This window comes from Streptomyces sp. NPDC005722, assembly GCF_040630935.1.
In the GTDB taxonomy this organism is placed as follows: domain Bacteria; phylum Actinomycetota; class Actinomycetes; order Streptomycetales; family Streptomycetaceae; genus Actinacidiphila.
In genome coordinates this window covers 1-14,107 of sequence record NZ_JBEXYN010000085.1, presented here as the reverse complement: position 1 = coordinate 14,107, position 14,107 = coordinate 1, and the positions used below count along the sequence as shown (strand labels likewise).

Here is a 14,107-nt window from a genome sequence, read left to right as displayed (position 1 = left end):
GGTTGTTTGTGTCCTTATTATAACCGGTTGTCCTAACCGGCGCCCCCCCCGCCCGCCCCCCCCCCCCCGCGGGCCCCCGCGGCCGTGGCGTGGACTGCGGTGCCGTCAGGCGGCGCTCCTGCGCCGTACGACGACGATGACCACGGCGCCCAGACCGAGGGCCAGCAGGCCGGCGCCGCCGAGGAGCAGTGCGCCGCCGGCGCCGGTGAAGGCGAGACCGCCGCCGTCGGAGTCACCGCCGGTGGACGAGCTGCCGCCGTCGGAGGTGCCGCCGGAGCCCGGCGCGTCGTCGTCCGACGCGCTGGGGCTCGGGGTGGCCGACGGGCCGCCGGAGGAGCCCTGCGAACCGTTGCCGCCGCCGTCGCCGGTGCCGTTGAGGACGATCCAGGCGGTGTTGTTGGACTGCTCGGGCTCGACCGGGTTGTCCCACGTCGGCAGGGCGACCTTGCCCCTGGCGTTCTTCACGACCCTGTCGATGCGCAGCTCGAACGGGAAGCTCAGCTTCGCGTCCTCCAGCAGCGGGGTCTCCACCCAGCACAGGTAGCCCTTGACGCCCTCCTCGATGGTCGTCAGGATGCAGCGCTCGGGGCTCTTGGTCACCTTCGCGCCCTCGGGGACGGCGACCGAGAAGGCGATCGACTCGCCGCCGCTGCGCAGTGCGCTGAGCCAGGCCGGTCCGTCGTTGCGGAAGCCGATCTCCACCTTCACCCTGTCGCCGGCCTTGCCCTGGGCGGAGGCGCCGGTCAGTACCAGGTCGTAGGTGTTGTTGCTGGGCAGGTCGAGCTCGGCGTAGCGCGTGTAGTCACCCGCGGGGGCGCCGGGGAGCTCCTCGAGGGTCATCGGCGCGCCGGTACCCGGCGTGTAGCCGTCGTCCTTCAGCAGCGCCTCGGCCTTCTTCGCGCCGACCGCGGAGAACCCGTAGCCGAAGCCGTCCCTGAGGGCGAACGCGGCCGTCTTCACCTTCAGCGGTTCGGACAGGGTGTACGCCGTGCCGGCCTTGTAGGTGCCGGGGAAGGTGCAGATGGCGTCGGTGCCCTGGTACAGCAGCGACCCCTCGGTGGTGTGCTTGTAGGCGCAGTTGCCGTAGCTGTCGGGGAAGCTCAGCCCGCGCGAGCCGTGGAAGTGCAGCACGGTGCCGTCGGCCGCCATGCCGCCGACGTTGCGGAAGCCGACCGGCGCCTCGTAGGTGTCGCCGGCGGCGAGGCCCTTGGGCTCGGAGAGCTTGCGGCCCCGCAGCTCCGGACCGCCGACCAGCACGTCGATGGTGAGGGGCGCGAAGTCGACGCCCTCGCCCTCGCCGGTCACCTCGATGGTGCCGTGGTCCCCGGCCGCGCTGTCGGCGTCGACCTCGAGGCGGATGTCGCCGATCTCGTTGTAGGTCTCGCCGGCGTTGATCTCGTCGCCCTCGCAGGTGGCGGTCAGGCCCTTCCCCCCGCAGGGCAGCTTCACGGCGGCGACGCCCTCCAGGCCGGAGGCGTCGATCCTGATCGTGTACGGGCCCTGGTGGACGACCGGGATCACCCCGTCGTCGCCGGGCTCGTCGCTGCCGGGCGCGGCGAGCCGCAGGGTGACCTGGGGCTCGTCCGATTCCTCGTCGTCGCTCTGGAGCGACAGGTCCACGTGGCTCTCGCCGGTGATCGTGACCGGCAGCGGGGCGCCGTCCTCGGCGAAGGCGGAGGTGGCGGGGCCGAAACCGGCGGTCAGAGCGGCGGCCGCCACGAGTCCGATCGCCGCCCGGGAGACGGATCTGCGGAAGGGACGTCTCATCAACGTTTCCTCGTCGGATGTCGAAGGTCGGATGTCGAGGTCTGAGGGGGTGCGCCGTCCTGGGCACACGTCTGTGAGACCTCCCGGGCACGCGCACCGTTGTGCACAGGAAGATCACAGAGGGATCACAGATGAGGCTGCCGTGACGTGAGGGATCCGGGTACATCGGCACCTGGGCCAAATAAGCCGGTCAAATGCATGTTTTACGGTTTCCGGACGGCGGAATAGTTGCCTGGGCATACGGGGTTGCACCTCGCGTACACCGCACACGTGACCACACCACGGTCCCGACCTCTGCCCGGAGGCCCCACCCCATGACATCCACGACGACCGACCTGCCCGCCCGGAGAGCCAGTGGGGCGGTCGTCCCGGTACTCGCCTTCGCGGGCATCGTTGTCGCGGTCATGCAGACCCTGCTCGTCCCGGTCATCAAGGACCTGCCGCAGCTGCTGGACACCGCCCCGAGCAACGCGACCTGGGTGCTGACCTCCACCCTGCTCTCGGGCGCCGTCGCCACCCCGATCATGGGCCGCCTCGGCGACCTCTACGGCAAGCGCCGGATGCTGATCGGCAGCCTCTCGGTCATGGTCGTCGGTGCCGTGATCAGCGCCGTCACCAGCCAGCTGCTCACCATGATCGTGGGCCGTACGCTGCAGGGCTTCGCCATGGGCGCCATCCCGCTCGGCATCGGGCTGATGCGCGACATGCTGCCGCGCGAGCGGCTCGGCTCGGCCATGGCCCTGATGAGCTCCTCCATCGGCGTCGGCGGCGGCCTCGCGCTGCCCGGCGCGGCGCTGATCGCGCAGCACGCGAACTGGCACGCGCTCTTCTACGCCGCGGCCGCGCTCGGCGTGCTCGCCATCGTCCTCACGCTGGCCGTCGTGCCGGAGTCCCCGATGCGCGCCAAGGGCTCGTTCGACCTGCCCGGTGCGCTCGGCCTGTCGACCGGCCTGGTCCTGTTCCTGCTGCCGATCACCAAGGGCAGCGACTGGGGCTGGACGTCCGGCACCACCCTCGGACTCTTCGGCGCCTCCGCCGTCGTCCTGCTGCTGTGGGGCCTGATGGAACTGCGGGTGAAGGCCCCGCTGGTCGACCTGCGCACCACCGCCCGCCGCGAGGTGCTGCTCACCAACCTGGCCTCGATCATGGTCGGCGTCAGCTTCTACGTCGTCTCGCTCGTCCTGCCGCAGCTGCTCCAGCTGCCCGCGGCCACCGGCTACGGCCTCGGTCAGTCCATGCTGGTCGCGGGTCTGGCCGTGGCCCCCCTGGGTCTGACGATGATGTTCACCGCTCCGGTCTACGCCCGGCTGTCCGCCCGCTACGGCCCGAAGACCACGCTGATCCTCGGTCTGCTGGTGATCGGCGCCGGCTACGGCGGCGGACTCGGCCTGATGGACGCCGTCTGGCAGACGGTCCTCACCTCGGTGATCCTCGGCGCCGGCATCGGCCTGGCCTACTCCTCGCTGCCCGCGCTCATCATCGGCGCGGTGCCGGCCTCCGAGACGGGCGCGGCCAACGGCCTGAACACCCTCATGCGGTCCGTGGGCACCTCGGTGTCCAGCGCCGTGATCGGCATGGTGCTGGCCAACAGCGCCCAGCACGTGAACGGCGTCGCCCTGCCGACCATGCACGGCTTCCGCCTCTCGTTCCTCATCGCCACCGGCGCCGTCCTCGTCGGCCTGCTCCTCGCCCTCGGCCTGCCCGGCCGGCGGACCGGTCTGCAGCTGCGGGCCGCCGGCGGCGAGGCGGCGGCGGGCCCGGCGCCCGCCGAGCAGGTCCTGCGCGGCTTCCGCGGCCGGGTGGTGGGCGCCGGGGGTGTGCCCGTCGCCCGCGCGAAGGTCACCCTGATCGACCGCCGCGGCCGGCAGGCCGGCGCGACGCTCACCGCCGAGGACGGCAGCTACGCGCTCGCCGTGCCGGCCGGGGGCCCGTACGTGGTGGCCGCCCTCGCGGCCGGACACGGCCCCCTCGCCTCGGCCGCGACGCACACGGGCGACGAGCGTCTGGTCGACCTCGACCTCGCGCTGCCCGTGGAGACCGTCACGGCCTGACCGGCCGACCGGCCCACCGGCCGGGCCCCGGACCGCCGGCGCGCGAGCCGGGGCCCGGGGCCACCGGGGCCCTCGCGGTGCCGGCCCTCCCCGCCGGCCCGCCGTCAGCCCCTCCCGGTCAGCCGCGACCCGGCCGGCGTACGCCGGTACAGCACCGTCCGCCCCGCGCGGGAACGGGTCACGAGACCGGCCCGGTGCAGCACGCCCAGGTGGTACGAGACCGTGGCGGCACTGAGGAAGTGGTGCGCCGCGAGCTGCGTGGTGGACGCCGGCCGCGCCAGCGCCCCGAGCAGTCCCGCACGGGTGGGGCCGAGCAGCCGGGCCAGCTCGGCGGACGGCGGCACCGGCGCGGCCGGACGGTCCCGTACCGGGTAGGCCACCATCGGCGGCCGCCGTCCGCCGGGCACCGGGTCGACGATCACCCCCGGCCCCGCCGCCACCAGCGACGGCACCACGATCACCAGTGGAACGGCGACCCCCACCGTGAAGCGGCTGTCGACGCGCAGCGTGCCGCCGGCCCAGCCGATGCCGGGGTGCAGGGAGTTGAACAGCCCCGCGGCGCCGTGCCGGGCCAGCACCCCCGCACACCGGTCGACCTCCGCGTCGAGGGCGGCCTTCGCGTCGGGCCAGTGCGGGGCGAAGGCCAGCTCCCAGTACCGGCCCAGCTCCTGCGCGGCCTGCCGGGCGACGTGCCCGCCGCCGCGCGCCATGGCGCGCCGCACCCCGGGCGGCAGCTCCGCCCCGGCCAGCCCGTTGCGGGGACGGCCGTGGCGCAACGCCGCCAGCTCGCCGAGGACACGGTCGGGCGGCGTGGCCCGCACCCGGTCCAGCTCCTCCTCGACCGTGGGCGAGGGGCCGGACGGATGCGGGCTGAGGAAGTCCGGTACGTAGCCGCCCCCGTCGAGGGCCAGCTCCGACAGCAGCGGCAGCCGGGCCCGGCGCAGCACCCGGCGTGCGCGGGCCACCCACGGATCGGCCTCGGGGGCCGGGCGCACGCCCCACGGCAGCAGCGTCGCCGCGACCTCGTGCAGCGGCGAGACCGCGAAGTGGGACCGGGCCAACCCGGCGGCGTCCACGGTCAGTTCGATCATCCTGTGCCCCGCCGCCCCTCACCCCTGGTGCTTTCGAACGTGCTCGAATCGTGGCACGGACCCTCGCCGTCGCGAGTCCCCTTGGCGCAGTCTGATGCCCGACGGACGGCAGGGGACACCGAGATCACCGGAAGGCGGGGGTGCGTGCGATGCGGGCGATGCGCGGGGCCGGAACGGCCCGGGGGACGCGGAGGTCCGGAGCACGGGCCGCGGTGGCACTGGCCGCCGCCGGCCTGCTGATGGTGTCGGGGACCTGCACGTCGTCGGCCCAGGGCCGGGGCGACGCGGGGCCGCCCGGGGGGAGCGGGGGGCTCTCCGGCGCCGCGGCCTGCCCCGGCCTGGAGGGCTTCAGCTGCGGCACGCTGACGGTGCCGCTGGACCACAGTGGCGAAGCGCGGGGCCGGCTGGGCCTGAAGGTCGCCATGGCGGACAACGCGGACGCCCCCAAGGGCGTCCTGCTGTTCCTCACGGGTGGTCCCGGGCAGCCGGGCGTCCCCTTCGTGGAGCGGATGGCCGACGCCCTCGGACCGGTGCTCGAGGACTACCGGCTCGTCATGATCGACCAGCGCGGCACCGGCGGCAACGCCCTGCAATGCCCGGGACTGCAGGAGCAGATGGGGTCGTCCGACCTCACACCGCCCACCGCGGAGGCGGTGCGGGACTGCGCCGCGGCCGTGGGCCCCGACCGCCGCTTCTACAGCACCGGAGACACGGTCGCCGACCTCGAACTGCTCCGCCGCGCGCTGGGCGTGCGGAAGATGACCCTCGACGGGGTCTCGTACGGCACCTACACCGCCGAGCGGTACGCCCTCGCGCACCCGGGGCGTGTGGCCCGCATGGTGCTGGACTCCGTGGTGCCGCAGACGGGTTACGACCCGATGGACCTCGCCGCCATGCGGGCCGCGCCGCGGGTGCTGACGGCGGCGTGCGAGAGCATCGGCTGCACCACCGACCCCGCGGCCGACCTCGCCGAGGTCGTGGACACCTACGGCAATGGCGTCGACGTGCTGGACGCCCTGACCACCTGGGAGTTCGTCGACCCGGACTACGCGGAGATGATCGACGCCCTCCACCAGGCCGCCGAGGGGGACCCCGGGCTGCTGAACGGCCTCATCCAGGGCGTACGGCAGGGCAGCGCGGCGAGCGCGGAGGAACTCAGCCAGGGACTCCACGCCTCGACGCTGTGCCTGGACGGCCGCTATCCGTGGGGCCGTTCGGACGCCCCGCTCGCCGGCCGGCGGGCCGCGCTGGAGAAGGCGGGAGCGGAACTCACCCCGGCCGACCACGGCCCGTTCGACGCCGCCACGGCGACCGGCCTCGGGTCGATGCTCAGCTGCCTCGACTGGCCCCGCACCCCGGTCCCGCCCCTGCCCACCGCCCACCGCCGCCTCCCCGGGGTCCCGGTGCTGCTGCTCGGGGGCGACCGGGACCTGTCGACGCCCCTGGAATGGCTCCACGACCAGAAGGAGCTGACCCCGCGGGCCCAGGTCGTCGTGGTCCGCGGCGCCGCGCACTCCGTCCAGAGCCGCGCCGCGAGCGACGAGGGCCGCCGCGCCGTGCACCGCTTCCTCCTCGGGCGCTGACACCCGCCGGCGCCGGGGCGGCCGCGCGTTGCCCTGCGGCCCGGGGCCGGTTGCCGGGGCGGGCCGTCAGCCGTGGGGGTGGTCCGGGGCGCCGGCGACCTGGCGGGGGCCGCGGGCGTCGTCCATCCAGCTCGGGCGGGTCCGGAGGAAGGAGAGGTCCTCGGCGGCAGGATCGGCCGTGTCCCGGAGGCTTTCGCCCTCTTCGGGGGTGAGCCGGGAGTACCACGTCGTCAGGTCGTCGCTGTCACCGGACCAGTCGATGAACTCGTGGAAGCGGTGGAACCAGAAGGCGCGGCAGCCCGTGCAGCTCAGCAGCGACTCCTGGTCGTGGTGGGACTCGTACAGCGTCCGCACCCAGGCGAGTTCGGGCTCGGCGCAGCAGTCGATGAAGCTCGGGGTCGCCACGGCGCGTGATCCTATCCCGCCGGCGCGGGGACGCGTCCGGGCTGGGACGCCCACCGCGACGCGTGGGAACGCGCGGGCTTCCGGTACCTGAGCCAGGTGAGCGGCGCCTCGGGGTTCTTCCCCGAGAGGGTCTTCGACGAGGGCCGGCAGGCCGTCGTGGCCGCCTTCTTCGCGCGGCGGATGCCTCCGGTGAAGCGGCCCTGGTACCGGCCCTTCTCCTGACCGGGGGCGGCCGGGGGCCGGCGGCTTCCGCCCGCCCCCGGCCGGCGCTCAGGGGCGGGCGAGCAGTTCGAGGGTGTCGACGACGCGGTTGGAGAAGCCCCACTCGTTGTCGTACCAGGCCACGACCTTGATGTGGCGGCCGTCGACGCGGGTGAGGGCGGCGTCGAAGATCGACGAGGCCGGGTGGCCGGTGATGTCGCTGGAGACCAGCGGCTCGGTGGCGTAGTCGAGGATGCCCTTCAGCTTGCCCTCGGCGGCGGTGCGGTAGGCGTCCAGCACCTGCTCGCGGGTGACCTCGCGGGAGACGGTGGTGTTGAGCTCGACGATCGAGCCCACCGGCACGGGCACGCGGATCGAGTCGCCGGAGAGCTTGCCGTCGAGGTTCGGCAGCACCTTGCCGATGGCCTTGGCGGCCCCGGTGGTGGTGGGGACGATGTTCACGCCGGCGGCGCGGGCGCGGCGCATGTCGCGGTGCGGGCCGTCCTGGAGGTTCTGCTCCTGGGTGTAGGCGTGCACCGTGGTCATGAAGCCGTGCTCGATGCCGGCCAGGTCGTCCAGCACGGACGCGAGCGGGGCCAGGGCGTTCGTGGTGCACGAGGCGTTCGACACGATGACGTGCCGGGCCGGGTCGTACTCCTCGGTGTTGACGCCGTACGCGAGGGTGACGTCGGCGCCGTCGGACGGGGCGCTGACCAGGACCCGCTTGGCGCCGGCGGTCAGGTGCCCGCGGGCGGCGTCCGCCGAGGTGAAGCGGCCGGTGGACTCCAGCACGACGTCCACGCCCAGCTCGGCCCACGGCAGCTTGGCGGGCTCGCGCTCGGCGAGCACCGTGATCCGGCGGCCGTCGACGACCAGGTCGGAGCCGTCCACCTCGACGGTGCGGCCGAGCCGGCCGAGGGAGCTGTCGAACTTGAGCAGGTGCGCGAGGGATTCGGGTGCGGTGAGGTCGTTGACCGCGACCACTTCGAGGTCACTGCCCCGCTCGACGAGGGCGCGGAGGGTGTTGCGTCCGATGCGGCCGAATCCGTTGACGGCGATGCGGGTCATGAGGGGTTCCTTTCGTTGCCGTCTTCATGGTCGGCAGCGGGACGTCCCTCCGGTAGTGGCCTGAACGACAGCATGCGCAAGCATCCCGCCATACCTTTCGCCACGCCCCGCAAGGATCCCGCCAGGGGAGCCACCGGGGCCGTCCGGGCCGTCCGGGCCACCCGCGCCGTCCGGGCCGTTCAGGCGGAGAAGGTGTTCCGGTACTCCGTGGGGGAGGTGCCGAGGATGCGGTGGAAGTGCAGCCGCAGGTTCGCCCCGGTGCCGAGGCCGACGCGGTCGGCGATCTGCTCCACGCCCAGGTCGGTGCGTTCCAGCAGTTCCCGGGCGAGGTCGACCCGGGCGCGCAGCACCCACTGCATCGGCGTGTAGCCGGTGTCCTCCGCGAACCGCCGGGAGAAGGTGCGCGCCGAGACCTTCGCGTTGCGCGCGAGCATGTCGAGCGTCAGCGGTTCGGCGAGGTGCGCCAGGGCCCATTCGCGGGTGCCCGCGAACAGGTCGCCGAGCGGCTCGGGCACGCTCCGGGGGACGTACTGCGCCTGGCCGCCGCTGCGGTAGGGCGCGGCCACCAGACGCCGTGCCACGTGGTTGGACAGTCCCACCCCGTGGTCGCGCCGCACCAGGTGCAGGCACAGGTCGATGCCGGACGCCGCCCCGGCCGAGGTGAGCACGTCGCCCTCGTCCACGAACAGCACGTTCTCGTCCACCCGCACCAGCGGATGCCGTTCGGCGAGGGCCTTCGTGTAGTGCCAATGCGTGGTGGCCCGCTTGCCGTCGAGCAGCCCGGTCGCCGCCAGCGCGAACGCCCCGGTGGAGATGGCCGCGAGCCGGGTGCCGCGTTCGTGGGCCGCCATCAGCGCGCCCACGACCGCCGCGGGCGGCTCGGTGCCGGCCGGCTCCCGGTAGCCGGGGATGAAGACGGTGTCGGCGTGCCCGACGGCCTCGAGGCCTTCGGCCACGTGGTACGACAGCCCGTCGCCGCCGGTCACCAGCCCGGGCGCGGCGCCGCAGACCCGCACCTCGTAGGGCATGCTCGGCCGGTTGGAGAACACCTGCGCCGGGATGCCGACGTCGAGCGGCTTGGCGCCCTCCAGCACGAGCACGACGACGTGGTGGTTCTTCGCGCGGCTCAACGGGTCTCCTCCGGCTCTCGCGCCCGGTGGCGTGGCTGACTGCTGTCGCAAGCATCCTGCCACCGCCGGTCCCGCGCCGCTCCGGCCGGCGGGCGGCGGCGATCCGAACAACGATCTACGCGCGGAGAAATTTTAACATTCCATTGTCATGAACACTTCCCAACGGGGTGGGCCGGGGGTTACCAAGTGGTAGTCAATTCCCCGCCCAGGGAGGTTCCGTGAGACGCACCACGTCGTTGTCGGCCCTGACCACCCTGATCGTCACCCTGGCCTTCGGCCTGTTGTGGTCCACCCCGGCGCACGCCGCCGGGCCCGCCTACGTCGCGCTGGGGGACTCGTACTCCGCCGGCAACGGAGCGGGCAACTACGACAGCGCGAGCGGCAGTTGCCACCGGAGTCTCAGCGCGTTCCCGTACCTCTGGAAGAACGCCCACGCCCCCTCCTCGTTCGCCGACACCTCCTGCTCGGGTGCGGTGACCACGGACGTGACCAACAACCAGCTCGGCCCGCTGAACGCCTCCACCGGTCTGGTGTCCCTCACCATCGGCGGCAACGACGCCGGCTTCTCGGACGTCATGACGACCTGTGTGATCGGCTCCGACACCGACTGCGTCAACCGGGTCACCCAGGCGGAGAACTACGCCCGCAACACCCTGCCCGCCCGCCTCGACGCCACCTACAACGCGATCCGGGCCAAGGCCCCCAACGCCAAGGTCGTCGTCCTCGGCTATCCGCGCGTGTACACCCTGAACGTCCTGTGCGTCGGCCTCTCCGACACCAAGCACCGCAAGATCGACGAGGCCGCGGACGTCCTCGACGGCGTCATCGCCGCCAGGGCCGCCGCCCACGGCTTCGTCTTCGGCGACGTGCGGGGCACCTTCAACGGCCACGAACTCTGCTCCGGCGACGACTGGTTGCACTCCCTGGTCGTCTCGCCGAGCTGGGAGTCCTACCACCCCACCGCCAGGGGCCACGCCAGCGGCTACTACCCCGTACTGAACGCCAACAGCTGACCCGTCCGCCTCCCCCTACCCGTACCCGTACCGGGCCCGGCCCGTCCGGCCCCCTCCGGCGACCCCGTACGGCCGTGTGCGCCCGTACGGGGTCGCGTCATGCCCTCCGCGGCCGCCACCGGACGGTGGGTCAGTCAGAAAGTGGATGAGTGGCTGAACCACTCCTTGCGGTCCGGGCCCTCCCTTTGCCAGGCTTGGCGGGCCCGGTCCACCGCTCCACGACCGGGTGGTTCGCGCGCCTCCCCTCGTCCCCCCTCGCCATGCCGTGCTGCCCGCGCACGGCGGCTGACGACCGAACAGGATGCGGAATGTCTCTGACGCGCCGAAGAATGCTGACGGCGAGCGCCGTGGGCGTGGTGACCGCCACCGTCGCCCCGGGCGGACTCGCCGGCCTCGCGGCCGCCGCCCCGCGGACCACCGCCGCAGGCGACGGTTCCGCACCGGGCCTGTCGACCCTGGACCGCACGCTGCTGCGCGGCCCGGACCTCGGGTCCGGTTACCGCGGGATCGTCGCGGGGCCCGGCGAACCCCACCTCGTCCGCAAGGACCTGGCCAACGTCACCGCGCCCACGGTGACCCGCTCGCTGATCGCCTTCGCCCAGATGTCCGACCTGCACATCGTCGACGACCAGTCACCGCTGCGCGTCGAGTGCCTGGACCGGCTCGCCGACTACGGGCCCCCGCACTACAACTCCTATCCCACCGAGTCCGCCTACCGCGCCCACGAGTTCCTCTCCACCCAGACCACCGACGCGATGTGCCGCGCCGTCCGGCAGATCGGCCGCGGTCCGCGCACCGGCGCGCCGCTGGCCTTCACCGTCGTCACCGGGGACGCGGTCGACAACTGCCAGTACAACGAGACCCGCTGGTACATCGACCTGCTGGACGGCAACACGGTCACCCCCGACTCCGGCAGCCCGGCCCTCGACGAGAGCGTCAGCAGCGGGCGCTTCGGCACCGACGTCCACTACTGGCACCCGCAGGCCCGGCAGAGCCCGGCGGACAACAACGAGCTGGCCGGCTTCCCCCTGGTGACCGGCCTGCTCGCCGCCGCCCGCAGGCCCTTCACCGCGGGCGGGCTGCGCATGCCCTGGTACGCCGCCTACGGCAACCACGACGGCCTCGTGCAGGGCAACGTCGCGCCGGACGTCCTGCCGTTCGACCCGCTCAAGGGCATCGCCACCGGCTCGACGAAGATCACCCAGATCGAGGGTGTCCCCGACGTCTTCGACAACGGCCCCGCCTACTACATCGAGCTGCTGACGGACATCATCACCGGCGACTTCACCCTCGACACCGAGAAGGTCACCGCCGACCCGGCACGACGGCTGCTGGAGCGGCGCGAGTTCGTCGCCGAGCACTTCCGCACCACCGGCACCCCCGCTGGGCACGGCTTCACCTCCGGCAGCGACCGGGCCTACTACGCCGTGCCCTCCGGCCCCTCCGACCTCGTCCAGGTCCTCGTGCTCGACACCACCAACGCCAACGGCGGCGCGGACGGCGCCCTCGACGAGGCGCAGTGGGAATGGCTGGACGCCCAGCTGCGGGCGAACAGCTCCCGCTACGAGACGGACCGCGCGAACGGCACCGGCCCCGGCACCGTCGTCACCCAGCCCGGGGTCAAGGACAAGCTGATCGTCGTCTGCTGCCACCACACCCTCGACTCGATGGACAACACGGACGGCGACGCGCCCTACAGCGGCGCCGACCTGCGCGACAAACTGCTGCGCTTCCCGAACGTCGTGCTGATGGTGGACGGCCACACCCACACCAACAACATCACCGCGCACAAGCCCGCCTGGACCTCCGCGCTCAGCGCCGGCTTCTGGGAGGTGAACACCGCCTCGCACATCGACTGGCCCGTCCAGTCCCGGATCGTCGAGATCGCCGAGGGCGGCGGCTACCTGTCGATCTTCACCACCATGGTCGACGCGGACGCCCCGCTGTCGTACGGCGGGGACACCGGCACCCCCGCCGCGCTCGCCTCCCTGGCCCGCGAACTGGCCGCCAACGACATCCAGTCCGTCGCCCGCGGCATCGAGATGCGGCGCGGCGCACCGACCGCCCGCAACACCCAACTACTGCTCCCGCTGCCCTTCGCCCTGCCCACCGGCGCCGGCACGCCCGCACCCGACTGGCCCCTGCTGCAGCAGGGCCAGAGCGGCACCCGGGTCAGGGCCCTGCAGTACCTGCTGAACGCCCGCGGGGTGGGGCTCGCCGTGGACGGCGTCTTCGGCATCACGACGGCCGCCGGGGTGCGCTCCTTCCAGACCGCGCGCGGTCTGCCCTCCAACGGCGTCGTGGGCCCCGCGACCTGGCAGCCGATGGTCTTCACGACGCTGGCCCAGGGGGGCTCTGGCCCCGCGGTCTCCGCCGTGCAGTACCTGCTGACCACCCGCGGCGCGGGACTGACCGTCGACGGTGCCTTCGGCGCGGCGACGGACGCCGCCGTGCGCTCCTTCCAGTCCGCCCGCGGCCTGCCCGCGGACGGCACCGTGCGGTCCGCGACCTGGCTGAACCTGCTGGCGCCCTGACGGCACGGGGTGGCACCCCGGTGCTCCGGCGCCGGGGTGCCACCCGCCCTCCGCGGCGTGTCAGCGCGCGAAGGGGCGGGGAAGGGTGTCGTCGCGGGGGAGTAGGTTCATGGGGCAGGCACGGGCGAGCCGTGTCCACGTACACCAACCGCTCGGACGCCCCGACGTCGAGCCGAGGGGAGACCGCAGCGTGTCACCGCACCCTGTCGAGGGACCGGCCCCGCACGACCTCCTGCCCGAACTCGCCTCGTACCGCCGGCCCACCACGCTGCTCCGGCCGAAGCAGGGATCCCCCGGCGTCCGGGAGAGCTCTCTCGGTGGTCCTGTCCTCTGGCCCGCTGACGAGCCGTGGCCGCATTGCGACCGACCGGGTCACCTCGCCGACTTCAGCGGCCTCCCGGTGGGCCGCATCCCCATGGTCCCGGTGCTGCAACTGTTCGCCCGCGACGTGGCGCAACTGCGCTTCCCCGACGGCAAGGACGTGCTCCAGATCCTGTGGTGCCCCCTGCTCCACCCCGATGACGAGGTCAAGGTTTCCAGGCCGTCCCTCCACTGGCGTGCCGAAACCGACGTTCCGGCCACCAAAGTGCTGGACGACGTCCCCGCGCCCGGGGAAGGTGAGTACTACGACGAGTTCATCCCCCGCCCCTGCACGGTCTCACCGAGCGTGGACACCGACTACGCGAACATGGACCTTCCCCGGGACCTCCTCAAGGATCTGCCGGAACCCGCACTGGACGCCGTCGAGGAACTCCTCGGCCGTTGTCATGAGACCAAGGTCGGCGGCTACCCCGCCTGGAACCAGGAGCCGGACTGGCCGGACTGCGCCCGCGGTCACCGGATGGAGCACCTCCTGAGCATCACGGCGGACGACGAACACGACATGGTCATGGGCGACGCCGGCGGTGTGTACTTCTTCCTCTGCCGCCGGTGCCCCGAACTCCCTTACGCCCACCGCTACGACTGCTAGGCCGTGTATCGAACGAGTGGCTGTGAGCAGCGCAGTTGATACGACGCCGGCAAGGACTCCGCAAGCGTGGAACTGCGGTCACGCACCGGCTGTGTCGATGAGGATCCGCGCCAGTTCGCGTGGCTGGGAGAACATGGGCCAGTGGCCGGTGTCCATCTCCCTCAGCCGCCAGCTCCCGCTGGTCAGCAGCTCGGCCACATCGTCGCTCGGCTCGGGGTCACCGAGCGTGCACTTGATGTAGGTCGCCGGGAGGTCGCCGAGCGGCGTTTCCAGCACAGCGGGTTCGGTCAGCGT

Annotated in this window: 11 protein-coding genes and 1 pseudogene; 6 read left to right on the top strand and 6 right to left on the bottom strand. The window is 73.0% G+C overall.

Translation table 11 applies throughout. The features are described from left to right. Positions 1-105: 105 nt before the first annotated feature. The gene (locus ABZ479_RS40850) at positions 106-1,767 is read right to left on the bottom strand and encodes a hypothetical protein (RefSeq protein ID WP_500466319.1); all 1,662 of its coding nucleotides are present in this window, start codon (positions 1,765-1,767) and stop codon (positions 106-108) included. 314 nt (positions 1,768-2,081) lie between these two features. Between ABZ479_RS40850 and ABZ479_RS40845 the strand changes: the two genes are divergently transcribed. Beyond that, positions 2,082-3,818, top strand: a complete 1,737-nt coding sequence (locus tag ABZ479_RS40845; protein ID WP_500466317.1) for an MFS transporter — start codon at positions 2,082-2,084, stop codon at positions 3,816-3,818. 104 nt (positions 3,819-3,922) lie between these two features. Here the strand turns inward: ABZ479_RS40845 and ABZ479_RS40840 are convergent, their stop codons facing one another. Further along, entirely contained in the window at positions 3,923-4,909 is a 987-nt protein-coding gene (locus tag ABZ479_RS40840) for an ArsR/SmtB family transcription factor (protein ID WP_500466316.1), read from the bottom strand. Positions 4,910-5,121: 212 nt separating this feature from the next. On the opposite strand from ABZ479_RS40840, the gene ABZ479_RS40835 reads away from it, so the two are divergent. Then, positions 5,122-6,492 carry an alpha/beta fold hydrolase gene (locus ABZ479_RS40835; RefSeq protein ID WP_500466315.1) on the top strand — a complete coding sequence of 457 codons (1,371 nt, stop codon included), beginning with the start codon at positions 5,122-5,124 and terminating at the stop codon, positions 6,490-6,492. Between the two features lie 66 nt (positions 6,493-6,558). Here ABZ479_RS40835 and ABZ479_RS40830 read toward each other — a convergent pair whose 3' ends face one another. After that, positions 6,559-6,897: a hypothetical protein gene (locus tag ABZ479_RS40830; RefSeq protein WP_500466314.1), complete on the bottom strand. Its 339-nt coding sequence runs from the start codon at positions 6,895-6,897 to the stop codon at positions 6,559-6,561. 96 nt (positions 6,898-6,993) lie between these two features. On the opposite strand from ABZ479_RS40830, the gene ABZ479_RS40825 reads away from it, so the two are divergent. After that, positions 6,994-7,119 carry a hypothetical protein gene (locus ABZ479_RS40825; RefSeq protein WP_500466313.1) on the top strand — a complete coding sequence of 42 codons (126 nt, stop codon included), beginning with the start codon at positions 6,994-6,996 and terminating at the stop codon, positions 7,117-7,119. A gap of 48 nt (positions 7,120-7,167) precedes the next feature. On the opposite strand, the gene gap is transcribed toward ABZ479_RS40825, so the two are convergent. Both gap and ABZ479_RS40815 read right to left on the bottom strand, forming a co-directional pair. Next, positions 7,168-8,166 (bottom strand): type I glyceraldehyde-3-phosphate dehydrogenase, encoded by a 999-nt coding sequence (gap, locus tag ABZ479_RS40820; RefSeq protein ID WP_500466312.1) that lies wholly within the window; start codon positions 8,164-8,166, stop codon positions 7,168-7,170. 179 nt (positions 8,167-8,345) lie between these two features. Beyond that, positions 8,346-9,296 carry a GlxA family transcriptional regulator gene (locus ABZ479_RS40815; protein WP_500466311.1) on the bottom strand — a complete coding sequence of 317 codons (951 nt, stop codon included), beginning with the start codon at positions 9,294-9,296 and terminating at the stop codon, positions 8,346-8,348. 218 nt (positions 9,297-9,514) lie between these two features. On the opposite strand from ABZ479_RS40815, the gene ABZ479_RS40810 reads away from it, so the two are divergent. From ABZ479_RS40810 to ABZ479_RS40800, 3 genes are all read left to right on the top strand, one after another. Further along, positions 9,515-10,309, top strand: coding sequence for an SGNH/GDSL hydrolase family protein (locus ABZ479_RS40810; RefSeq protein ID WP_500466310.1), 795 nt, complete (start codon positions 9,515-9,517; stop codon positions 10,307-10,309). A 308-nt stretch (positions 10,310-10,617) separates the two neighbouring features. Beyond that, positions 10,618-12,843, top strand: coding sequence for a TIGR03767 family metallophosphoesterase (locus tag ABZ479_RS40805; RefSeq protein ID WP_500466309.1), 2,226 nt, complete (start codon positions 10,618-10,620; stop codon positions 12,841-12,843). Between the two features lie 190 nt (positions 12,844-13,033). After that, positions 13,034-13,813, top strand: coding sequence for a DUF1963 domain-containing protein (locus ABZ479_RS40800; RefSeq protein WP_500466308.1), 780 nt, complete (start codon positions 13,034-13,036; stop codon positions 13,811-13,813). A gap of 78 nt (positions 13,814-13,891) precedes the next feature. On the opposite strand, the pseudogene ABZ479_RS40795 reads toward ABZ479_RS40800, so the two are convergent. After that, positions 13,892-14,107: pseudogene (locus ABZ479_RS40795) on the bottom strand (alpha/beta hydrolase); the annotation flags it as partial.

Bases quoted from the DNA above. Each gene is read 5' to 3' on its own strand.
- ABZ479_RS40840 (WP_500466316.1), bottom strand. From the start codon at position 4,909: ATGATCGAACTGACCGTGGACGCCGCCGGGTTGGCCCGGTCCCACTTC.
- ABZ479_RS40850 (WP_500466319.1), bottom strand. From the start codon at position 1,767: ATGAGACGTCCCTTCCGCAGATCCGTCTCCCGGGCGGCGATCGGACTC.
- ABZ479_RS40805 (WP_500466309.1), top strand. From the start codon at position 10,618: ATGTCTCTGACGCGCCGAAGAATGCTGACGGCGAGCGCCGTGGGCGTG.
- ABZ479_RS40845 (WP_500466317.1), top strand. From the start codon at position 2,082: ATGACATCCACGACGACCGACCTGCCCGCCCGGAGAGCCAGTGGGGCG.
- gap (WP_500466312.1), bottom strand. From the start codon at position 8,166: ATGACCCGCATCGCCGTCAACGGATTCGGCCGCATCGGACGCAACACC.